Annotated in this window: 30 protein-coding genes; 29 read left to right on the top strand and 1 reads right to left on the bottom strand. The window is 33.2% G+C overall.

Annotated features, from left to right (window positions below; translation table 11 throughout):
* Positions 1 to 136 precede the first annotated feature (136 nt).
* The 3 genes from ACIDC4_RS08450 (at position 137) to ACIDC4_RS08440 (ending at position 2348) form a co-directional block, all read left to right on the top strand.
* Positions 137 to 550: a DUF4293 domain-containing protein gene (locus ACIDC4_RS08450; protein ID WP_412042434.1), complete on the top strand. Its 414-nt coding sequence runs from the start codon at positions 137 to 139 to the stop codon at positions 548 to 550.
* A gap of 165 nt (positions 551 to 715) precedes the next feature.
* Positions 716 to 1378: a response regulator gene (locus ACIDC4_RS08445; protein ID WP_412042435.1), complete on the top strand. Its 663-nt coding sequence runs from the start codon at positions 716 to 718 to the stop codon at positions 1376 to 1378.
* Between the two features lie 46 nt (positions 1379 to 1424).
* Positions 1425 to 2348 (top strand): sensor histidine kinase, encoded by a 924-nt coding sequence (locus ACIDC4_RS08440; RefSeq protein WP_412042436.1) that lies wholly within the window; start codon positions 1425 to 1427, stop codon positions 2346 to 2348.
* 1 nt (position 2349) lies between these two features.
* On the opposite strand, the gene ACIDC4_RS08435 is transcribed toward ACIDC4_RS08440, so the two are convergent.
* Positions 2350 to 2844, bottom strand: a complete 495-nt coding sequence (locus tag ACIDC4_RS08435) for a metallophosphoesterase family protein (protein ID WP_194615845.1) — start codon at positions 2842 to 2844, stop codon at positions 2350 to 2352.
* 466 nt (positions 2845 to 3310) lie between these two features.
* Here ACIDC4_RS08435 and truA point away from each other — a divergent pair, with 466 nt between their 5' ends.
* The 26 genes from truA (at position 3311) to ACIDC4_RS08305 (ending at position 23054) form a co-directional block, all read left to right on the top strand.
* A complete protein-coding gene (truA, locus tag ACIDC4_RS08430) occupies positions 3311 to 4051 on the top strand; it encodes a tRNA pseudouridine(38-40) synthase TruA (RefSeq protein WP_412042437.1) in 741 nt (246 codons plus the stop codon).
* A gap of 149 nt (positions 4052 to 4200) precedes the next feature.
* On the top strand, positions 4201 to 5955 hold the full coding sequence (locus tag ACIDC4_RS08425; RefSeq protein ID WP_412042438.1) for an ABC transporter ATP-binding protein: 1755 nt from the start codon (positions 4201 to 4203) through the stop codon (positions 5953 to 5955).
* A 143-nt stretch (positions 5956 to 6098) separates the two neighbouring features.
* Entirely contained in the window at positions 6099 to 6683 is a 585-nt protein-coding gene (locus ACIDC4_RS08420) for an NUMOD4 domain-containing protein (RefSeq protein WP_194615863.1), read from the top strand.
* 373 nt (positions 6684 to 7056) lie between these two features.
* Positions 7057 to 8445 (top strand): dihydrolipoyl dehydrogenase, encoded by a 1389-nt coding sequence (lpdA, locus tag ACIDC4_RS08415; RefSeq protein ID WP_230039897.1) that lies wholly within the window; start codon positions 7057 to 7059, stop codon positions 8443 to 8445.
* Positions 8446 to 8797: 352 nt separating this feature from the next.
* Complete coding sequence (locus tag ACIDC4_RS08410; protein ID WP_412042439.1) at positions 8798 to 9547, top strand: DUF2314 domain-containing protein; 750 nt, start codon at positions 8798 to 8800, stop codon at positions 9545 to 9547.
* Between the two features lie 116 nt (positions 9548 to 9663).
* Entirely contained in the window at positions 9664 to 10122 is a 459-nt protein-coding gene (locus ACIDC4_RS08405; protein WP_412042440.1) for a DUF4262 domain-containing protein, read from the top strand.
* 10 nt (positions 10123 to 10132) lie between these two features.
* Positions 10133 to 11044, top strand: a complete 912-nt coding sequence (locus ACIDC4_RS08400; protein WP_412042441.1) for an arginase family protein — start codon at positions 10133 to 10135, stop codon at positions 11042 to 11044.
* A gap of 122 nt (positions 11045 to 11166) precedes the next feature.
* Positions 11167 to 11811 (top strand): suppressor of fused domain protein, encoded by a 645-nt coding sequence (locus ACIDC4_RS08395; RefSeq protein WP_230039904.1) that lies wholly within the window; start codon positions 11167 to 11169, stop codon positions 11809 to 11811.
* A 76-nt stretch (positions 11812 to 11887) separates the two neighbouring features.
* Positions 11888 to 12790 carry a PhzF family isomerase gene (locus ACIDC4_RS08390; RefSeq protein WP_412042442.1) on the top strand — a complete coding sequence of 301 codons (903 nt, stop codon included), beginning with the start codon at positions 11888 to 11890 and terminating at the stop codon, positions 12788 to 12790.
* Between the two features lie 33 nt (positions 12791 to 12823).
* Entirely contained in the window at positions 12824 to 13255 is a 432-nt protein-coding gene (locus ACIDC4_RS08385) for a GNAT family N-acetyltransferase (RefSeq protein ID WP_412042443.1), read from the top strand.
* 160 nt (positions 13256 to 13415) lie between these two features.
* On the top strand, positions 13416 to 13829 hold the full coding sequence (locus ACIDC4_RS08380; RefSeq protein ID WP_412042444.1) for a hypothetical protein: 414 nt from the start codon (positions 13416 to 13418) through the stop codon (positions 13827 to 13829).
* Positions 13830 to 13944: 115 nt separating this feature from the next.
* Positions 13945 to 14355, top strand: a complete 411-nt coding sequence (locus tag ACIDC4_RS08375; protein WP_412042445.1) for a hypothetical protein — start codon at positions 13945 to 13947, stop codon at positions 14353 to 14355.
* A 152-nt stretch (positions 14356 to 14507) separates the two neighbouring features.
* The gene (locus ACIDC4_RS08370) at positions 14508 to 14915 is read left to right on the top strand and encodes a hypothetical protein (RefSeq protein ID WP_412042446.1); all 408 of its coding nucleotides are present in this window, start codon (positions 14508 to 14510) and stop codon (positions 14913 to 14915) included.
* A gap of 190 nt (positions 14916 to 15105) precedes the next feature.
* Positions 15106 to 15885 carry a hypothetical protein gene (locus ACIDC4_RS08365; protein WP_412042447.1) on the top strand — a complete coding sequence of 260 codons (780 nt, stop codon included), beginning with the start codon at positions 15106 to 15108 and terminating at the stop codon, positions 15883 to 15885.
* 3 nt (positions 15886 to 15888) lie between these two features.
* Complete coding sequence (locus tag ACIDC4_RS08360; protein ID WP_412042448.1) at positions 15889 to 16341, top strand: cbb3-type cytochrome c oxidase subunit I; 453 nt, start codon at positions 15889 to 15891, stop codon at positions 16339 to 16341.
* A 33-nt stretch (positions 16342 to 16374) separates the two neighbouring features.
* Positions 16375 to 16998, top strand: coding sequence for a hypothetical protein (locus ACIDC4_RS08355; RefSeq protein ID WP_412042449.1), 624 nt, complete (start codon positions 16375 to 16377; stop codon positions 16996 to 16998).
* A gap of 380 nt (positions 16999 to 17378) precedes the next feature.
* Positions 17379 to 17624, top strand: coding sequence for a hypothetical protein (locus tag ACIDC4_RS08350; protein ID WP_412042450.1), 246 nt, complete (start codon positions 17379 to 17381; stop codon positions 17622 to 17624).
* Positions 17575 to 17823 carry a hypothetical protein gene (locus ACIDC4_RS08345; RefSeq protein ID WP_412042451.1) on the top strand — a complete coding sequence of 83 codons (249 nt, stop codon included), beginning with the start codon at positions 17575 to 17577 and terminating at the stop codon, positions 17821 to 17823. The genes ACIDC4_RS08350 and ACIDC4_RS08345 overlap by 50 nt, the downstream gene beginning before the upstream one ends.
* Positions 17824 to 17919: 96 nt before the next feature.
* Positions 17920 to 18405, top strand: a complete 486-nt coding sequence (locus ACIDC4_RS08340) for an SRPBCC family protein (RefSeq protein ID WP_412042452.1) — start codon at positions 17920 to 17922, stop codon at positions 18403 to 18405.
* 103 nt (positions 18406 to 18508) lie between these two features.
* Positions 18509 to 19405 carry an SDR family oxidoreductase gene (locus ACIDC4_RS08335; protein WP_412042453.1) on the top strand — a complete coding sequence of 299 codons (897 nt, stop codon included), beginning with the start codon at positions 18509 to 18511 and terminating at the stop codon, positions 19403 to 19405.
* 12 nt (positions 19406 to 19417) lie between these two features.
* Entirely contained in the window at positions 19418 to 20332 is a 915-nt protein-coding gene (locus ACIDC4_RS08330) for a helix-turn-helix domain-containing protein (protein WP_412042454.1), read from the top strand.
* 46 nt (positions 20333 to 20378) lie between these two features.
* Entirely contained in the window at positions 20379 to 20795 is a 417-nt protein-coding gene (locus ACIDC4_RS08325; RefSeq protein WP_412042455.1) for a hypothetical protein, read from the top strand.
* Between the two features lie 16 nt (positions 20796 to 20811).
* On the top strand, positions 20812 to 21027 hold the full coding sequence (locus ACIDC4_RS08320) for an ArsR family transcriptional regulator (RefSeq protein WP_412042456.1): 216 nt from the start codon (positions 20812 to 20814) through the stop codon (positions 21025 to 21027).
* A 9-nt stretch (positions 21028 to 21036) separates the two neighbouring features.
* Positions 21037 to 21723: an aspartate/glutamate racemase family protein gene (locus ACIDC4_RS08315; protein ID WP_412042457.1), complete on the top strand. Its 687-nt coding sequence runs from the start codon at positions 21037 to 21039 to the stop codon at positions 21721 to 21723.
* Positions 21724 to 21733: 10 nt separating this feature from the next.
* Entirely contained in the window at positions 21734 to 22432 is a 699-nt protein-coding gene (locus tag ACIDC4_RS08310) for a hypothetical protein (RefSeq protein WP_412042458.1), read from the top strand.
* A 16-nt stretch (positions 22433 to 22448) separates the two neighbouring features.
* Positions 22449 to 23054, top strand: coding sequence for a hypothetical protein (locus tag ACIDC4_RS08305; RefSeq protein WP_412042459.1), 606 nt, complete (start codon positions 22449 to 22451; stop codon positions 23052 to 23054).
* Positions 23055 to 23110: the final 56 nt, after the last annotated feature.

Genomic DNA, 23110 nt, shown 5'->3' with positions numbered 1-23110 from the left:
ATAGGTAGATAATAGTTTTCGATTGACCGCAGTATGAAGTGCTTACGGTATTATGATGCAATAATACGAATAAAATTTAATCATACAATAGTATTTTAAAAAAAGAAAATATATTTTTGTAAAACAATTTTACACCATGATACAACGAATTCAAACCGTTTATTTAATTCTTACGTTTATTGCAACAAGTGTTTTGATGCTTTTTATTCCGTTATGGACATTAAAAGGGGGAGCATTATTTTACTTTAATCAAGATCCAATATATAATGTAATAGTTGGATTAAGTACGATGCTTACTATTGTTAGTATTATTTCATATAAAAAAAGACAAAATCAGTTTGTAATGAACAGACTGAACATAATATTAAATTTAATTTTATTAGGATTGTTTGTATATCGCTCTCTAAATTTATCTGGAGAAACACTTGCTGTTTCAGAGAAAGATATTGGGATGTTTCTACCAATTGTTGCTATCGTATTATTAGTTTTAGCTAATAAGGCCATCAAGAAGGATGAAGATCTTGTAAAATCTGTAGACCGTTTGAGATAAACCTATAAACTTAAGTTTTTTGTGCGAAGAGAACCCGAATTGTATAATTCGGGTTTTTTTGTGCCTAATATTTTTGGTAAATCTGACAGAATCGCTAAAACAAGCTTAAAAAACAACTTTGTAAGATAATTTTTTCATAAATTTGCTTTTCAGTCCAAAACAATCATGACACAGAACATAAGGATACATCTTGCTGATGATCATCAAGTACTTATTGATGGCCTTACCAATTTGCTGCAAACCGTAAATAACTTTGAAGTTGTAGGCAATTCATTGGACGGAACAACCGTTTATAAAGATGTCATTAATAACAATGCCGACATTTTAGTCCTGGATATCAGTATGCCTAAAAAAGATGGTATCGAAGTATTAAAGGAGTTTAGTGAAAAGGAATTTCCGTGCAAAGTCATCATCCTGTCTAGCTATGATGATTTAAAAATCATAAAAGAGGTAATGAAATTGGGCGCAAAAGGCTATCTCACAAAAAAATGCGCAGGCGAAAATATCATCGAGGCTATCGAAGCTGTTTATCAGGGGCAGGAATATTTTTGTGATGCCGTGAGGGAGAAAATCTTTAATAGTTTTGCGAATAATAACCCTAAATTAAACAAACCGCTTTACGTTGAAAATCCTATTTTAAGTGCCCGTGAAATTGAGATTATCACACTAATCTCATTAGAATATAGTGGCAAAGAAATTAGCGAACAGCTCTTTATTAGTCTGAATACAGTTGAAACGCACAGGAAGAATATTATGAAAAAGTTGCAAACCAAGAATACAATTGGTCTTGTAAAGTATGCGCTGAAAAACAACTTAATAAATCCTTAGCAGTATTAAGAGATTAAAAATCTATTGAAAATTTTACCATTGAGTTATGGCTTTAATTAGAGTTTTTTTATTGTTGCTCTTTTTCACTACTGTGAGCGGAAACACTTTATTTAGCCAGCAGAATCAATCCGCTCCTCCAAAAGAAACAGGAGTTGTAACGCAACAAAATTCGAAAAGCAAACTTACTGAGGTTCGAAAATTTGAACAATTGCGAAATAAAAAAATAGTTAGCCTGTCTATTGTTCTGGTTATCATCATATTCTTTTTGTTTTATTTCTTTTACCAGAATAACAAACTGAAACAAAAGATCAAACGAAAAGATACGAAACAAAAAATACTGCTTAATATTATCAATGCAGGAATCGATACTCAGGAAATTGAGCGTAAAAAAATTGCCTCTTTTTTACACGACAACATCAATTCGTTACTATCTTCTGTGGGTTTACACCTGAATACTTTTACGGCACAAAACAATATAAAATCTGAAGAAATCCAGAAAGCAAAAGCAATTTTACAAGAAGCACATGATCTTTTACGGGATATGTCGCACGATCTTGTCCCTAGTCTTTTGGTTCGTTTTGGACTGATTTATGCGCTGGAAGATTTGTGCGAAAGAAATACCAATTCGAGTATTATGTTTGAATTTTCGAGCAAAATCCCGACTAATAAAAGATATAATGAAAAATTCGAAATGAAAGTTTATTTTATTGTATCCGAATTATTCAGCAATATCATCAAACACAGTGACGCAAAAAAAGGCCAAATCTCGTTATACGAAAACAACGGTTATTTTATCATTATAATACATGATGACGGAAAAGGTTTTAAAACCGAAAAACTCAACGAAGCCGAAGGTTTTGGCCTGAACCGGATCAGGGCCAGAATTAAAAAATACAAAGGCAGTTTATCGATTGTTTCAAACCCCAATGAAGGAACTTCGATTAAGATAAAAATACCGCTGCCTCATTAAATTATTTCTTACCGATTTCTACAATCTCGAGATCTTTTATTTTATCATCATCAATTACAAACCGCAGCATGGTTCTTACCTGATGAAATCCGCTTTTTCCTGCCGCACCGGGATTCATGTGCAATAAATTATTCTTTTTATCGAACATTACTTTCAAGATATGCGAATGTCCGCAGATAAACAATTTAGGCGGATTCAGCGCCATTTCTTCTCTAATCGCCGGATTGTATTTTCCCGGATAACCGCCAATATGCGTGATCCAGACAGAAACATTTTCGCATAAGAAACGATTGTGCAAAGGGAATTCTAAACGGGCTTGTGCATCATCGATATTCCCGTAGACGCAACGTAAAGGTTTTAGCTTTTTTATAGTGTCGGTAACATTCAGATCCCCAATATCTCCCGCATGCCAAACTTCATCTGCCTGATTTACATATTTTAAAATAGTATCATCAATATGACTATGGGTATCGGAAAGGAGGAGGATTTTTTTCATTCTAAGTGGCTGAGTTGCTAAGATGCTAAGGTTCTAAGGTTTTTTTTAGAGGTGTAAAGGTACAAAGGTTTTTTCTAAAAAAAGGTTCAAAGGCCAAAAGTAGCAAAGGTGCAGAGGTTTTCTTTGCGTTTTATGAAACGCAATATAGAGACGCACATCAGTGAATCTTTCGTGGTTTTTATTTTATATATAAATTATCAATTTGGGTCATTTTCAAAAGCAGTTTCCTCAATTTTGTGTGAGACGCACTGCTGTGCGTCTCCTACGATTTACTGGCGTATAAAAAAAACTTAGAACCTTAGCGTCTTAGAATCTTAGCAACTATAAAGACCTTAGACACACCGCTGTGTTTCTCTACGATTTGCCGGCGTATAAAAAAACTTAGAACCTTAGCATCTTAGAATCTTAGCAACTTTTTAAAAAAATCCTTTGTACCTTTGCACTTCAGAACCTCTGTCCCTTAAAAATGAGATATTTTATTCAATTTGCCTATAACGGAACACATTATCATGGATGGCAATTTCAGCCTAATGCGTCTTCTGTTCAGGAAACTTTAAACAAAGCTCTTTCGGTTTTACTGAATGCTCCTATCAACGTAATGGGAGCCGGAAGAACGGATACTGGTGTTCATGCAAGTGAAATGTATGGTCATTTTGATTTTGAAACTCCAATTGATGTTCCGACTTTAATACATAAACTGAATTCGTATTTGCCAAAAGACATTGCGATTTTTGATATTATTTTGGTTAAAGACGACGCGCATTGTCGATTTGATGCTACAAAGAGAACGTATGAATACCATATCAATACTGTTAAAAATCCGTTTTTGCAGGAATTGAGTTGGTATTTTAATCAAAAATTAGACGTAGCTTTGATGAATGAAGCTGCGAAAATCTTACTGAATCATACGGATTTTCAATGTTTCTCGAAGGTAAATACAGATGTAAACACATTTGATTGCACGATTTTTGAGGCGTATTGGAAAACGGAAAATAAGAACCTGATTTTTACTATTTCGGCCAACAGGTTTTTACGAAATATGGTTCGTTCTATTGTGGGAACTTTGGTCAATATTGGTTTACATAAAATTTCACTAACCGATTTTGAAAATATTATTGCTAGTAAAAGCAGAGAAAAAGCCGGGTTTTCGGTTCCGGCACACGGATTGTATTTAACCGAAATTTATTACGATTACATCATAAAATAGCCCTGATTGAAGTGAAAAGCTTTTTTGAAAAAAATATTGTTTTTGTGTTTTTATAGAGCGACCAACGGAAGCTTTATAAAAACAGTACAAAAACATATTTTTGAGAAAAACTTGTAACGGAAAGCAGGAAATAGCTCCTAAAAAATATAATGAAAGCAAAAGCATTTGATACCGGATTATTCAAACGAATTTTAACTTATACAAAACCTTATAAATGGCGCTATTACGGCGTTATTATTTTTGCAGTTTCTTTGTCGATTTTTGCAGCACTTCGCCCCTATTTATTAAAACAAACGGTCGACGGCTATATCAAGACACATGACAAGGAAGGTTTATTGATGTACATTATATTAATGGGCGTTGTTCTTTTGTTTGAAGTATTCTCTCAGTTTTATTTTGTGTATTGGGCCAACTGGCTGGGTCAGGATATTGTAAAGGATATTAGAACAAAACTTTTCAAACATATTTTGAGCTTTAGAATGAAGTATTTTGATTTGGTTCCGGTGGGACAATTGGTAACCAGATCAGTATCTGACATTGAATCGATTGCGCGTATTTTTAGTCAGGGTCTGTTCATGATCATTAGTGATTTGATGAAAATGTTGGTGGTTTTGATTTTTATGTTTTACATGAACTGGAAACTAACCTGGATTGTGGTGGTTGCAATGCCTATTCTGGTTTTTATTACCCGAATTTTTCAGCGCAAAATGCAGGTGGCTTTTGAGGAAGTTAGAACGCAAATTGCCAATATGAACTCCTTTGTACAGGAGCGTGTGACAGGAATGAAGATTGTACAACTTTTTAACCGTGAAAAAATTGAAGCGGATAATTTTAAGGTAATCAACGATAAACACCGAGTTGCGTGGATTAAAACGATTTTGTACAACTCTATCTTTTTTCCGATTGCCGATATTATTTCGTCGATTACTTTAGGTTTGGTGGTAGTTTATGGCGGATTTAAAATCCTGAATGGTGATCATTTTACGACTTTCGGGGATTTATTCTCCTATACGATGTTTATTGGGATGTTGTTTAATCCACTGCGTCAGATTGCGGATAAATTCAACGAGATGCAATTAGGAATGATAGCGGCCAATCGTGTTTTTGACATTATCGATACTCAGGATCATATTCAGGATACAGGAACGCTTGAAGCTCCGGTTTTTGAAGGAAGTATTGAGTTTAAGGACGTACGTTTTAGTTATATTCCGGAAGAGGAAGTAATAAAAGGTATCGATTTATCTGTGGCTTCTGGGCAAACCGTAGCAATTGTAGGTTCTACAGGAGCAGGAAAATCGACAATCATCAATTTACTGAATCGTTTTTACGAGATCAATAGCGGAACTATTTTTATCGACGGTCATAATATAGAGAACTATACTTTGGCTTCGTTACGAAAACAAATTGCCGTGGTTTTACAGGATGTATTTTTGTTTGCTGATACGATATACAACAATATTACTTTGCACAATCCCGAAATTACGCGTGAGAAAGTGCTCGACGCTGCGAAAAAAATTGGCGTGCACGATTTTATCATGAGTTTGCCTGATAATTATGATTTTGATGTTAAGGAACGTGGTGTAATGCTTTCGTCAGGACAACGTCAGTTGATTGCATTTTTACGTTCGTATGTGAGCAATCCTAGTATTTTGATTTTGGATGAAGCAACGTCATCAATCGACACGTATTCTGAAGAATTGATTCAGCGTGCTACCGAAACGATTACCAAAGGAAGAACTTCGATTATTATCGCGCATCGATTGGCCACTATTGTAAATGCCGATAAAATTGTAGTGATGGATAAAGGTTTGATTGTTGAGCAGGGTACGCATCAGGAATTGCTGAATAAAGTCGACGGTTACTACAAAAACCTCTACGATTCGCAGTTTTCAGTCGCTAACTAAAATTCGAAATGCTAAAAAAATTCTTAAAAAAGTTAAATTAGCGTTATAGGAATCATAAATGTAATATCTGACGGAAATTATATAACTGCTTTGATTTTTGAATTATTTATATTTGAGTATGTATAATTCAAATGCAAAAGAAAATGCCACAAAACAGATTTTATCCAAACGAACAATTCAAAGAAATAGAAATAAACGCCTCATTACAACTTAGATATGCCATTTCAAACAAAGGCCGATTAATCAGCTTTTCAGACGAAATTCAAAATGGTCGTCTTTTAAAAGGCGGTTTAAGTGATGGTTATCCAACCTTTAGATTTAAGGTTAAAAAAGACGATAAAATTGTCAATAAATACCTTTTCTTATACAAATTAGTTGCCCAGTATTTTATTCCAAAAACATCCGAAGAACAGACTTATGTATTGCATCTGGATTATAACAGAAGTAATGATGATGTAAACAATTTACGTTGGGCTACAAAGGCCGAAATGATGGCGCACAGTCGTAAAAGCCCTCGTGTGATTCAGGCCAAAAAGAACCTGATCGAACACAACTTAAAAGCCGACGGAAGAAAATTAACGACTACCAAAGTAATGTTAATCAAGAAAATACTAGCGCGACCAGAACAAAAAACAAGACTAAAAATGATTGCCAAACAATTTGGCGTAAGCGAAATGCAAATACGACGAATTGCCAGCGGTGAAAACTGGGGACACGTTAAAGTTTAATTATAAATTATGAATGATGAATTTTTAATCTTTAATTATTAATTTTTAATTTTTAAGTAATTTATTATTCTGAGCGAAGTCGAAGATCTTTTCAATACGAAAAGGACTTCGACTTCGTTTATTTTGGCAAACAATTTAATTTGAGATTTCGTTTCTAAATTTGATTTTTCAATTCATAATTCACAATTTACAATTAACAATTACTTAAGTTTCTGTGAAAAGATCAAAATCAGTACGGGTAAAAATAAAATTTCAGGTGTTTTTTAAAATAATTCCTTAAATTCGCAATCACAAATAACAAAAGAATAAATCGAAAAATGAGTTTCGGAATTTAAACTTCATTTTTCGGTAATAAATACTAAAAACCAAAAAGATGAAATACGACGTTATTGTTTTAGGAAGTGGTCCTGGTGGATATGTAACAGCTATTAGAGCTTCGCAATTAGGCTTTAAAGTAGCTGTAGTGGAGAAAGAAAACCTTGGTGGTGTATGTTTGAACTGGGGATGTATCCCGACAAAAGCATTACTAAAATCAGCTCAGGTTTTTGATTACTTAAAACACGCTTCTGACTACGGATTGAAAGTTTCTGAATTCGATAAAGATTTCCCTGCAGTAGTACAACGTAGCCGTAGTGTTGCTGACGGAATGAGCAAAGGAGTTCAGTTCCTGATGAAAAAAAACAAAATTGACGTTATTGAAGGTTTTGGAAAACTAAAACCAGGTAAAAAACTTGACGTTACTGATAAAGATAATAAAGTTACTGAATATAGCGCTGATCACATTATCATTGCAACCGGAGCTCGCTCTCGTGAGTTACCAAACTTACCACAAGATGGTGTAAAAGTAATTGGATACCGTCAGGCAATGACATTACCAACACAACCAAAATCTATGATTATTGTAGGTTCTGGAGCTATTGGGGTTGAATTTGCTCATTTTTACAACTCAATGGGAACTGATGTTACTATTGTAGAATTTATGCCAAATATTGTTCCTGTTGAAGACGAGGATATCTCTAAACAAATGGAGCGTTCTATGAAAAAAGCGGGAGTAAAAATCATGACCAACTCTTCTGTTGAGAAAATTGATACTACCGGAACTGGTGTAAAAGCAACTGTAAAAACAGCAAAAGGCGAAGAAATTCTTGAAGCTGACATCGTACTTTCTGCAGTTGGAATCAAAACTAACATCGAAAACATAGGTTTAGAAGAAGTTGGAATCGCTGTTGACAGAGATAAAATCTTAGTAAACGCTTACAATGCAACTAACATTCCTGGTTACTACGCAATTGGAGACGTTACTCCTGGACAAGCTTTGGCTCACGTAGCTTCTGCAGAAGGAATTAACTGTGTAGAAAAAATTGCTGGTTTACACGTAGACCCAATCGATTACGGAAACGTTCCTGGTTGTACTTACGCAACTCCGGAAATCGCTTCTGTAGGTTTAACAGAAAAACAAGCTAAAGAAAAAGGATACGAATTAAAAATTGGTAAATTCCCATTCTCAGCTTCAGGAAAAGCAAAAGCTGCCGGTGCTGCTGACGGATTCGTAAAAGTAATCTTCGACGCAAAATACGGAGAATGGTTAGGATGCCACATGATTGGTGCAGGTGTTACAGATATGATTGCTGAAGCAGTTGTAGCTCGTAAACTTGAAACTACAGGTCATGAAATCCTTAAATCTATTCACCCTCACCCAACAATGAGTGAGGCTGTTATGGAAGCTGTAGCTGATGCTTACGGCGAAGTAATTCACTTGTAATATCATACCGTTTTACGGTTATATATAATTTTCAATTTAAAAAATCCGATTTGCGAAAGCAAGTCGGATTTTTTTTATGCGCTAATTATTCGCATTAGACCCAGTTTGAAAAAATCTCAGAATCTTAGCAACTCAAAATTTCAGAACCTTCATAATGGCGTGTCCCTCCGGGCCGGGCTATTCACTACAAGTCCTCGCACTTCCTTCGTCAGGCTGTGGGCTTTTCATTGCTATCCCTCACGCAACACTGGTTTTCATTAAAACATTCATAAAATCAGCCATTACTTTTTTTCTTTTCTTACAAAAAAATTATATTTACGTAATAAGAAATAATTATTCTAAAATAGCAGTAATGGAAAATACACCAATATTTTTTGCAGACGGAGAAAGTCCAAAAATGATTGAAGCGTTTAAAAAAGCTCAGGAAACTTTTAAATATTTCTGGAGAGAATTATCATGGGAATACCGCCGAATAGTTCCGGCACTTGATGTTGCCTGCGTAAAACTGGCTTTTACACAGGAAATAAATAACGAAACCGTAGTCGAACATATGTGGATCAATGAGATTAATTTTGATGGCGAAAAAATAAAAGGCATCTTAGTAAACGATCCTAACGAATTAACGAATGTTAGCAATGGCGAATATGTAGAGATTCCGGCCAATCAAATTAGCGATTGGTTATTTGTTACTCAGGATAAAACGTACGGAGGTTTCACGATACAAACCATGCGATCAGAAATGGACGAAACCGAAAGAGAAGAACATGATGCTGCCTGGGGATTAAATTTTGGAGATTACAACGATATTCTTATCGCTTACGAACAAAAAGAAAAGCCGGAAAACCTGATCGAACATCCTATGAGCAGGAATATGAAAGAAAGTCTTGTTGATTTTGTAAAAGCAAATCCGAATGAAATTACAGCCCAAGATGAATTTGGATATACTTTTTTACACCGCGAAGCAATTGCAGGAAATAGCACAATTGTCGAAGTTTTATTAGAATCTGGCGCTGATAAAAATGCGAAAACGAATAATGACAAAACACCTTTAGATTTTGCAGAACAACTAAAATGGGAACACATCATTCCAATTTTAAAATAACAATATTAAAATCCGATTTGTAAAAGCAAGTCGGATTTTTTTCTTCTTATCTTATTAAATAAATACCTAAGATAAAATCTTTATAATTTTTAACTTAGTGACTTCAAAATTCACAAATGAAACAAAACGAAGATCAAAAAAAAATATATTTTAACAAAGTTGATGAAAACATCAAAAACTTTGGATATCATACAACTGCAGTAGCAGAAGAAGTTAATATTACTCCTTTTACATACTCTACAGGTTTATTTGAAAATTTTGAAATACCTGAATTATTTATTTCTGGACTTGGACCAAATCTCTCATCTCAAATAATTAAAAATTATTCAGAAAAGTACAAGTTCAATGAAATTCCATTAAATAAAAAAATAGATGATCTAATTGATACATTTCCTGTCTACTTTATAAAAGTTGATAATGATGATTTAAAGGAATATGTTTTAAGTTCTATTAAATTTTATGAAAACAAAAATTATGAATATTTACAAGTAGTTTTTCCTGATTTAAACGGAAAATTTCCAAATGATCAAAACTACAAATATGATCAAAAAATAATGGGTAAATTTGAAATCTAAATCAAACGCCATGAAAGAAGTATGCATTGTTGAGTTTCCGTCTAATTTAGGTCTAAAAGAGCCTCAACCCGGAAAAGAGCCTGGCGTGAAAAATCTGCCAAACTGGTTCTGGAAACATAATTTGCATAAAGCGATTACTCATAAAGATATTCTAAGACTCGATCCGCCACGATATACAAACATTCGAGAAACCGAAACTAATATTCTCAATGCAAATGCATTGGTCGATTATGCGCGCGAACAAGCTTATTTAATCAACAATTTACTTTCGCAAAATAAATTTCCTTTCATTCTGGGCGGAGATTGCAGTATTTTGTTAGGATCAGCAATTGCGTTAAAACAAAAAGGCAATTACGGCTTATTTTATCTTGACGGCCATACTGATTTTATGGATGTTTCTCTATCAGAAACCGGCGGAGTTGGCGGAATGGCCGCTTCAATAGTTACCGGAAACGGACATAAAAAACTCACCGACATTCTTAATTTATCGCCTTACATACAAGAACAAAATCTTTGGTGCGTAGGCAACCGCGAATACGATGACGAGTACGAAAATGAAATTCGTAATTCTGCTGCGACTTACCTGAGTCTTCAGGAATTGCGAAAACAAAGTATTTCAAAAAGTATTCAATCATTCCTTTCACAAGTTAAAAACAAAAATCTCGACGGTTTTTGGCTGCATATCGACGTCGATGTTTTAAACGATTTAGTTATGCCTTGCGTAGACAGCAGAACACCAGACGGGCTTACTTATGAAGAATTTAATGAGCTTACCTCCTATTTATTTCAAAGCGAAAAATTAATCGGACTCGAAATCACCATTCTCGATCCGGATTTAGATCCAACGGGACAATATACCAAAGATTTTGTGCATCATATTACCACCACTTTCAATACACATTTCAAACATTTAGCCTTATAAAAAAACAGAAAATTCTATATTCCAAAATACAAAAATCCTAAATTTTCTTTTTAAATTAGACCAACCAATATTTCTTTCAAAAAAGAAATAATAATTAAAGTCTCATATTTAAACCAGAAAAGATGACATTAGACGAATACAAAAAACAATTTTCAGAAGACGATGCTGTCGGCTGGTTATCCATAGATCAGGAGTTTGATCGCCTTTACCCCAATCAGGAGCCCAAACATTATGTACCGCCAATACCTTATATGCTGGGCGGCGAAGATCCGCTTGACGGCATAAGCGTTTACGAAAGTAAAAACCAAACAGATCACCTTCATTTTGTAACCTACGGATTTTCAGAATTATATTATAACGAAGAAAAATTAGACGATGAATTTAGCAAATGGGGATTCGAACTTACCTTTCGATTAAAACCTTTTGAACCAGACAACGGAAATCCAAGCTGGGCAATTGTAATGCTTCAAAACATTGCCCGATATGTATTCGACAGCGGCAATTGGTTCGAAGAATTTCATTACATGCCGGCAAACGGACCAATTCGACTCGATACGGACACCGATATCACTGCTTTATTGATTGTAGCCGATCCCGAAATCGAAAAAAAGCAAACCCCACATGGCGAAGTTTCTTTTCTGCAAATCGTAGGAATCACCTCTGCCGAATACGAACATTTAAAAGAAAATCCACAAACAGCCGAGGAATTAGCCCATAAACTCAAAGAAAACAATCCTTTGTTGATTACGGATCTCACGAGAAAATAATTCGAAAAATCCGATTTATGAAAGTAAGTCGGATTTTATATTATTTACCAAATAAAAAAACATTGCATAAAAAATAATGAAAAAACTAATAACCTATCAAATTGATTCTTTCACAAAAGAGAAATTTAAAGGAAACCCTGCCGGAGTTGTTGTAAATGCAGACGGATTGAATGACTACCAAATGCAGCAAATTGCCAGAGAACTCAACAATTCTGAAACTGCCTTTCTTTTTCATTCAGATAGTGCAGATTGTGATGGCGTTATTCGCTACTTTACTCCAAATACCGAAGTCCCTATTTGCGGACACGCTACCATTGCGGCAATGTATGCAAAAGCAATCGAGGAAAAACTGGATTCCTGCATTTTAAGGTTTAAAACAAAAATTGGTATTCTCCCGTTTGAGATTATCAAAGAAAATGAGGATTATCAAATTTTAATGACCCAGGGAAATTTCGAACTCGGTGGTATTTTTGATACCACTATAACTCAAAAAATGATAACGGCATTAGGATTACAAAAATCAGATCTTGATGAAAGATGCCCCATTCAAATTGCCTCTACAGGACATTCTAAAGTAATGATTGGTATAAAAAGCCGCGAGAAACTCAATACTTTATCTCCCAGTTATAATGATTTGGCCCAACTAAGCAAAGAAATAAATTGCAATGGATATTTTGTTTTTACTTTCGATTCGAACGATCAGGATATTTTGACTTATGGCCGAATGTTTGCGCCCGCAATTGGCATAAACGAAGATCCGGTTACCGGAAATGCAAACGGACCACTTGGCGGTTATTTGGTACAAAATAATTTAGTTAATTTTAAAAATAATGAATTTGAGTTTAACGGAAGGCAAGGTGAAAAAATAGATCGTCTTGGCGTAATAAAAGTTAAAGTTAGTATTGAAGATAACAAACCAACATTGATTCAAATTAAAGGTGACGCTGTAATTGTATTTAGAGCCGAAATAGAAATCTAGAATTACATAGTTTAGCAAGATTAAAAAACGATAATGGAAATTAGAGAAATTAGAAATACGGATTTTGATGTTTTAAGAAAACTGTTCTTAAAGCAAAGGCAAGATACGTTCTTCTGGCTCGATCCTTCAGAATTTAAATTAGATGATTTTGAAAAACATATAAAAGGAGAATTGGTTTTGGTGGCAATCGAGGAGAATATTCCTGTTGGTTTTATTTCGATCTGGATGCCCAATAATTTTATTCACCATTTCTATATCGATCAAAAATATCAGGGCAAAGGCATTGGAACTTTACTCTTGAAAGCGGCAATTCAGCAAACGCAATTTCCTATCACCTTAAAATGTTTAGAGCAAAACACAAATGCTGTTGCATTTTATAGAAAAAAATGTTTTATCGAAAAAGAAAGAGGACCATCAGAACATGGAGATTATATTTTATTCGAGTTGTTAGAGGATTTGCATTAATTTAATAAAATAATTAAAAATTAACGCAACCATTTAACAGAACAAACATCTTAATTAAAAGATTTAATTTCTAACCAGCGAAAAAAGTTATTTTACATTTGTTACATGCTACTGCTTGTATCTGCTTGAAATCAACTTAAAAAGCTAAATACTTAAAATTATGAAAAAAATAATTACTTTATTTCTAGTTGCTTTTTTATTTATAAACTGCTCCAGTAATGACAATGATGACACGGTAAAAAATCCAGTAGTGGGAACATGGAAATTAGTTAAAACAGAAAGTCTTGTTTTTGGCGGTCCCAACACTGTTACAGATTTCTCAAATCAAAATATCATTTACAAATTTGACAATAAATCAAATCTGACGATTATAAAAAACGGCTCAAATGTAAGCACTCAAAAATATGAATATAAGTTAGATTATATTTCAGAAAGTAACACTCCCGGAGAATCAAAAGTAAATATGGTAGTGATTGATGGCTCAACAAAATATATTTACCATTTTATTAACGGACAAATGAAGTTAGAAGAATCCTACATAGATGGAGAAGATTTATATTTTGAAAAGCAATAATACTATTTTTCAAAGTTATTTTTGTCAAGAATAATAAAATCGATGCTTAATTTTCTTATTTTACAGAAGATTTAAATTGATTAATAATAGAAAAAGTTCTAAAAAAAAGGTCCTAATGTCTCATACCTTCTACTCTTATTTAGCATTTATTACACCAACTTCTGACGCGAACCTGATTGCTTTAAAAAACAATCTAGAAACTTTTTATCAAAAAGAAACTATAGAAAGCAAACCCGAAATAGTTCTTGATGACAATCAAATCGATATTGTTTTTGATGAAGATTATCGCCTGCATATTGCATTTTCTGAAGAAGAATACGTAAATGAAGAAGCAGTCGAGTTTGCACAACAATATCAACTAGATTGGAATGAAAATGTTTTTGATAAAGCAACATTACAAACTTGCCAGAAAAGATTCGAAATTTGGGGCGATGAGGATTTTGATATGGATTATTTTAATGATAGTTTGTTCGTAATCGAAGAAATAGAAAATTTTAGCGATGTCATTATTTTTGCGATGCAATAATTATTTTGAGTTTAGAAGTTATTCTTTATTTTATCTGATGTTTACTATGCAATATTAATAAAATGTAAACTTTTAAGAAATTACAAAAACAATACGCAACCTTTTAAAGTTTTTTACATCTTTTTATTAAACCAATGTAAAAATCTATGACTATGAAAAAATTATTTCTCTTAATCTCAATTGTCTTATTTTGCTCTTGTAATAACGATGATAATCACAATTCATCTCAAAATCAATTAAAAGGAAAATGGAGCCTACTGAATGTTTCAGGTGGAATTAATCCCCAATATTCGCCAAAACCTGAACAGCAAATTACAATCGAGTTTGCTGATAATATTTTAAAAACATATAACAAAGGAACTTTAACTAATACTCAGACTTTTTCCTATCAAACAAAAAAATCAATTTTTGGTGGTATCAAAAAAATGATCTCGGTTCAAAGTAACTTATTGGCAAACGATATTCCTAAACTGCAATCTTTTGAAATTAAAGGTGATAAATTATACTTAAAAGATGAATGTTACGATTGTTATAGTTACGAATACTCCCGAATAGAATAAATGTTACAGCCTTATAAACAAGATTAAATAAAAACGATGTTATCTTTTTTTAAATCCGCTTTCAGCAATAAACCTGAAAGTGGATTTTTTGTTTTATCAATTTCCTTTTTAGTATCATGCCATCTCATCTCTATTTTGGTTTTAATTTGTATTTTCGTTGAAAAGAAAAACCTTTACCTAAAAATATTTTATGGAAGAAATAGTACTCGAAAAATCAGTTTTTGAAGAAGTCCCAACAGAAAAAATTTATTCTGAAAAAGCAATTCGTGTTGGAACTTTTTTAGGAGGCCCAATAGTTGCCGGGTATTTTATAGCCGAAAACTTTAAAGTTTTTGGTGATTTCGACAAAGTAAAAAGAACCTGGATTATCACCATATTGGCAACCATACTTATTTTTGGTTTAATATTTATGATTCCTGAAGATGTCAAAATTCCAAATGTGATATTTCCGGTTATTTACATGGGAATCGCAGCTTACTTCACAAAAAAATATCAGGAAATAAATATAGCCAAACATATCGAAAATGGCGGCGAAGAGTATAATTGGTGGCGAACGATTGGTATTTCTCTTATTGGATGCATCGTTACTCTTGGCGCATTATTTGGAATTGCTTTTGCGAATGAAGCCGCCAACGGAAGGCTTACAGAGTCAACAAAAACATACGGCTCGATGAATCATGAAATTGCTTATCAAAGTAATATCAATGAAAATGAAGCAGATAAAATTGCTGAAGCTTTTGAGAAAACAACTTTTTTTGATGACGCTATAACGAAATATGTTTATCTGGAAAAAATCAATAATAATTACGAAATTTCTATTTCCTGCAACGAATCAATTAAAAATGATAGAGCAGCTACGCAAACTTTCGTATACTTAAGAAACGATATGCAAAAGTTTTTTCCAGACAATAAAATCATTTTTAAACTTGTTGTTAATGAACTTGATAATGTCGTAAAAAGGATTGAGTAAACTATGACTATAAAAAATATAAAAGTTTATCATCTTTTTTGGTTTGTTGCAGTAATATCTTTATTAACAGGACTATTTAATCCTGACGAAACCTTAGACATTAATATTCATGATACTTATTTTGTAATCGCCAGCATTCATATGGCGGTTTTATTATTTGTATTCTACTTTATTAATGGATTTGCATACTGGTTAGTACAAAAGTTATTAAAGAAACCCCTTTTAAGGTATTTAACCCTGATTCATTCTGTCATAGTAATTGGAAGCTATATTTTTTACTGGCTCATTCTGCTGTATTGCAAACTTTTTTTATCCAATTCTCAATTTCCTCTGTTTGATGATGGAAATCAGTTAATTAATATCTCTTTAGTACTGGAGTTCATGCTGACTATTTTTGTTGCTGTGCCCATTTTTATTGTCAATTTATCAATTGCGATTTTCAGAAAGTCTAATTAATAAATTAAATATTAAAAAAAATAATTGCAAAACATGAACAAACCCATCGAAGCGCAAGAAACAGAAGACACAACAATTGTAGGTAATCCTAATTTACTTTTACTTGGCTTGGGTATTTTTACAATTCTACTTTCTGCAACTACTGCTTATTATACTTTTAATCCTAAATATTTTACTGCCATTAATGTCGAAAATATTTTTGTTTGGGTATTTGCGGGCGTGATTGCATTATTTGCTTTTTTGAGCGTTTACATGATTTTTACTTTAAAGAAAGTTACGCTTACCAATACCGGTTTAAACATCTCATATCCGTTCTTGAATACATCACGCGATATTAGTTTTGATGATGTCTGCAAAGTTTACGATCAGGATTATGATATAAAAGGTTCGCACAATTATAGATTATATGATATTTATAAAGGAAAAAAGACGATTATAGAAATTTATGATGCTAAAAACATTGTGATTACTTCGCTCGAAGTGACCAACTATGCAATTCTTGCTCAAAATTTAAAAAACATTACCAAGTCTTATTTTAAAATAAAAACGTATTATTACGATACTATTGTAAACACGCAGCGTTACGGCTGGTTTGTATTTTGGGTGTTTTTTATTTATTTTTTAATTGCTTATATCATCTATAAAAAATATTCCTGATTTTTTATGAAATGGTTTAATAGCTCACAGATTAAACAGATTTACTCCGGTTTTTATTCCTTTTTTGTTTCGAAATAAAATCGCAAAAGTGGCTTAACGAATTTCCCGGCAAACCCGACAGGTTTATAACGTTCTGTTTTTATTCCAACCTTCATTTCTTATGAAAACTAAAACTCCTAACCTAGCCCCGATGGACGTGGTATCCTTTTTCTTGCTCCTTTAGCAAGGAAAAGATATAGCGGACAGCGGGATAAGAGGTGTTACTTAAACTTCTTATCTGCTCCTGAAAATCTGTAAATAATAAAGTTACTTCATTAATAAAACCTGTATAAATTGTAATAAAAAACTTATATATTTGAAGAATAAAAAGTATAAGATTTATGAAGTATTTTTCTTTGTATTTAATGACATTATCAATCGTAATGCTAACGATTTTTGGTTGCAAAAAAAATGATATCAATGAAAACAGATTTTCGTATTATGAAGTCATTAGTACGCAAACAGAAGTTATAAAAGTAAAATTTATTGAATGGGCAACTACTGACAGACCCGGTTTTATAACGGAAGAAAACTATAATGCCAAAAAAAAACGATACTACTTTAGTAAACTACTGTTTTTATCTTGATACTAAAAACAATGATATTCAGAATTTTTCGGCTAAAAATATTGAGAAGCTGAATGACGGGGAAACAATTGAGCTCACCGGAAGATATTACAAAACCAAAAAGTTTGATGACATTTTTCCGTATAAAGAATCTAACACCTACAGTTTTAAACCAAAGGACGGTTATTTTACTGTTTTTGTATATGAGTCGATCAAATAATTCGTCTGATCTGCCCCTTAAAACTGTCTTTTTTAGACCCTAAACTATTGATTATTAAATATTAAATTTGTTGTACTAATTTCTAAACCAGATAAAATGAGTACAACAGATTTTACCACAAGCATAAAAGTAGACCAATCTCCTCAGGAAGTTTTTGATGCCGTTACGAATGTTCGGGGTTGGTGGTCTGAAGAGATTGAAGGCAATACGGCTCAGCTTAACGATGTATTCGATTATCATTATGAGGATGTTCATCGCTGTAAAATAAAACTGATTGAGGTAATTGAGAATCAGAAAGTCGTTTGGCTGGTCGAAGAAAACTATTTTAAATTTACGGAAGATAAAACGGAATGGACAGGTACGAAACCTACTTTTGAGATCTCTGAAAATGACGGTAAAACTGAACTTAAGTTTACGCATTTTGGTTTGAATCCGGAATACGAATGTTTTGAAATTTGCCGGGATTCCTGGACAAATTATATTCAGAATAGTTTAAAAAAGCTTATCACAACCGAAAAAGGAGAACCAAATGCAAGCGGAAAACCTCAAACTGAAAATGAGAAAAAATTGTCTGAAAAATAATTTTCAGTTTTTTGATTCCCATTTTTAGGCTACGACAAAAATAGTTTTGGCTAAATCTGCCTGATGAATGTTGCGCAACTTTGTACTATAAAAATAGATACAAATGAAAATTACAATTACAGGTTCTTTAGGGAACATTAGCAAACCATTGGCACAAGAATTAGTGCAAAAAGGACATGAAGTTACAGTAATCAGCAGCAGTACTGAAAAACAAGCCGAAATTGAAGATCTTGGAGCTTCATCAGCTATAGGTTCTGTCGAAGACCCAGCTTTTTTAACCAAAGCTTTTACAGGCGCAGATGCGGTTTATTGTATGATTCCGCGTGCGAATTATTTTGATCCCAATTTGGATCTTGATGCTTTTACGCGTAAAATTGGAAATAATTATGCCGAAGCTATTAAAAATTCCGACGTAAAACGCGTGGTGTTTTTAAGTAGTATTGGGGCACATTTAGAGCAGAATTCAGGAATAATTCAGCGTTATAATGAGATCGAAACTATTTTGAAAAAGCTTGACGATGTTTCGATTACGTTTATGCGTCCAACTTCTTTCTTTTACAATTTGCTGGCTTATATCCCGTCGATCAAATCGCAAGGCATTATTGCTGCTAATTATGGTGGTGACAGACTGATTCCGTGGGTTTCTCCAAATGATATTGCTGCTGCAATTGCTGAGGAAATCACAACTTCGCTTGACGGAAAAAAAGTTCGTTATGTTTCGAGCGAAGAACTTACAGGCGATGAAACGGTTCGTATTTTAGGCGAAGCTATAGGCAAACCGGATTTAAAATGGGTTTTAATCAGCGATGAAGAAACACTAAACGGTTTGGTAAACGTGGGAATGCAGCCTAAAATCGCCGAAGGTTTGGTCGAAATGTACGCCGGACTTTACAGCGGTTTATTGGGCGAAGATTACATTAAAAACAGACCGGCAGAAATGGGAAAAACAAAACTGGCCAATTATGCCAAAGAATTTGCTGCTATTTATAACCAGAAATAAGTACCTTAGACTATGGCAAATCATCAACCACACCGCATAAAAAGTATTAGCGAATTTCATGAGTTTCGGGATTTGCCAAAGCCTGAACATCCGTTAGTGAGCGTTTATAATTTTGAGGATCTTAAACATCTAAACGAAGAAGAACCCAAAAGTTTAATGCTTGATTTTTATTCGATTGCATTAAAACGTCATGCTAATGCAACCATGCGTTACGGTCAGCAGGAATACGATTTTAAAGAAGGTGTTCTGTTGTTTATTGCGCCAGGTCAGGTTTTTTCTATAGAAGGAAATGCCGAGTTACAACATACAGGATGGTCATTATTGATTCATCCTGATTTTTTATGGAATACGCCTTTGGCAAAAAAAATCAAGCAATACGAGTATTTTGGCTATTCGGTTTATGAAGCTTTGCACCTTTCTGATAAAGAAGAAAAAATGATTATTGGCATTATAAAAAATATTCAGCAGGAATATCAGTCCAATATTGATAAATTCAGCCAGGATGTTATTATTGCCCAAATCGAATTGCTGCTTACTTATGCCGAACGTTTTTATAACCGACAATTTATAACCCGAAAAATAAGCAATCATCAGATTCTGGCTCGTTTAGAAAACTTGCTTGAAGATTATTTTGCAAATGAATCTCTGTCTAAAAAAGGTTTGCCAACTGTACATTATATTGCCGAAACCCTAAATGTTACGCCCAATTATTTAAGCGGATTGCTCAAATCGCTTACAGGCCAAAGCACGCAGCAACACATACACGATAAGTTGATCGAAAAAGCCAAAGAAAAACTTTCGACAACCAACTTATCCATCAGCGAAATTGCTTTTGAACTGGGTTTCGAACATCAGCAATCTTTTAGCAAATTGTTTAAGACCAAAACAAATGTTTCTCCTTTAGAATTCAGACAATCTTTTAACTAAATAGAAGCTATAATTTTCATAAATTCGTTATTCTTAAATCAAGTTTATGAATCCGATTTTTAAAAATACTTTGGCCGTAATTATTGGCCTTTTTGTTGGAAGTGTTGTCAATATGGCTATTATTTTAATGAGTAGTTCGGTTATCCCTCCTCCAAACGGTGCCGATGTTACTACAATGGAAGGACTAAAAGCGACCATGCATTTATTCGAACCTAAACATTTTATTTTTCCTTTTCTTGCACATGCCATAGGCACTTTTGCTGGTGCAGCAACAACAGCTTTAATTGCTGCCAATCGCAAAACAGAATTGGCTTTGGTAATTGGAGCTTTCTTTTTGTTAGGAGGTATCATAAATGTCTGTACATTACCATCGCCAATTTGGTATAACATTGTAGATCTTGCATTTGCCTATTTACCAATGGCTTATTTGGCCAGGAAATTAGTCGTTTCAAAAAAAGCTTAACTTTAAATTTTTCAAAATGAGCGAGAAATCAGTTTTAAGAAAACCGGCAAAAATGTGTTACGAACATATTGGCGGAAAATTGGGGCAATTACTAGTAGAAAATTTTGCTGATAAAGGCTGGATTGCTAAAAACAAAGCCACGGATAAAAACTACTATATTACAGATCTTGGACAAAAGGAATTTGAAAAATTAGGCATTGACATTTCACAAATCAAGTCTGAAGATTTATAAATAAAAAGAATGAAAAAAGTTGGACTCGTAGGTGGAACCAGTTGGGTTTCGACAATAGATTATTATAAATTCATAAACGAAGGTGTAAATAAAAAACTGGGCGGACTGCAATTTGCAGAATGCCTGATTTATTCTTTGAACTTTGGTGATATTCAGGAAAAAACCTGGCCAAACTCATACGAGTTGGTTTTGAATGCCTGCTTAAGTTTACAAAAAAGCGGTGTTGATGCTATTGTTTTGTGCGCCAATACAGCGCATATGCATGCAGACAAAATCGAAAAAGAAATTGACGTACCGTTAATTCATATTGGTACTGAAACAGCAAAAGCCATAACACAAGAAAAAATTACAACGGTTGGTCTGTTAGGAACTTCGTTTTCTATGGAAATGGATTTTTATAAAGACCGTCTGAAAAGTTTTGGATTAAATGTATTGATTCCCGAAAGTCAGGAAACTCGTAATTACATCCAGCAAGTTTTAAAACAAGAACTGGGTAAAGGAATTATAAATCCGGAATCGAAACAAAATTACATCAAAATTGCCAACGAACTGATCGAGCGCGGCGCCGAAGGGATTATTTTGGGCTGTACCGAAATTCCGTTATTAATAGATCAATCTGATTTTTCTATTCCTGTTTTTGATACTACAAAAATACATTCTGACGCTATTGTAAGCTTTATGCTTGCTTCAACTTAAATTATAATTTATGAGCTATTTTGGCGGACTGGGTGCTGGAAAAGGATGGAATAAATTCAATTTTATCCTTACACCTGAGCAATTTGAATCAATTTTCAGTGAACTTAAATTTTACTTTGTTATTACAAACACAAGGGTTGCCATAGATTATACCGCAACTGATAAATCTTATGTTTATGATGGTTACAAAGATTTTTTTAATGAAATCATGATTGGTAACAAAGAATACGATAGAAAAGAACATTGGTTGTACGAGGATAAAATCAGAATATCGATTACTGACGATATCTCTAAAATTGGCTTTAAAGAAATTATAGACAAAAAAGGAACTATTTCTAATAAATTTAAATTGGTTGAACCAACAGAACCGGTAATCGATATCAGTCCTTTTTATCTTACCTTTTCAAAGGATAAAGAGAGTTTAAGCATCGCTTATATGAATACCGAAGGCACAATAGGTTTAGAACTGACTTATCCTAAAGTGGTAAGTTTTTCTACTGATAAATTCAATTCTGTTGTTGATACCAATCAGTTCAACAATACCTTGCTATTTAATGATTTAATAAAAAACATAAAAGCATTATCCAGTAAAGCAAAATTGCAAAGCAGTACAAAACTATATCGCCCAAATTTCTGGATTAGTCCCGAAGCAAAAAAAGTTATCAATGAAAATAGATATTTAAAATCGAACTCATTAACTATCATTTAATACCACAAAATCGAATATGAAAAAGATTTCAAGACTATTATTACTTTTATTGGTTTCGGTTTTATCATCAAACTGTGCTTCTTTTTCGAATAAAGATTTTAAAAACGACTACACTAAAATAAATGAAAGCAATCTTCTTTCGATTAACGGAAAATATACTTTTTATCCCATAAAGAAATTCGACAAAAAAAATCCGAATTCACAATATAATATTTCCCAAAACATCATCAACTCTTATAATTACATCACAAACGATATTCTAAAATTTGACGATAAGGATTCTATTGTAAAAGGCCTTACTCAATATCATATCGAATTAAATCTCATTAACAATACGGACTTAGACGTTGCATTGTTTAAAAACAATAACAGCATAAAAAAGCAGCAAATAAAAGGCGAGCTTAAAAACGACGGTATGTTTTATCTCGATAACAAATACCTGAAATGCAACGGAATCCCTTATCTTTTTGGTGGATGCAATAACAATAAAAGACGCATTACGCTTTCTAAAAATAATAATTTAATTATAAACGAAGCCTTAGATAATACGGGTGCACTGTTATTTATTTTTTGGGCTGGCCAAAGTTATAATGGCGTGTATGAATTTAAACGTTTAGAATAAAATAGTAATCTCTTTTTGAATTTCTTAAATTCTTATTTTATAACTTAGTTAGCTTT

The organism is Flavobacterium sp. C3NV (assembly GCF_046825355.2).
Classification (GTDB): Bacteria; Bacteroidota; Bacteroidia; order Flavobacteriales; family Flavobacteriaceae; genus Flavobacterium.
This window is presented reverse-complemented; position numbering and strand designations above follow the sequence as displayed.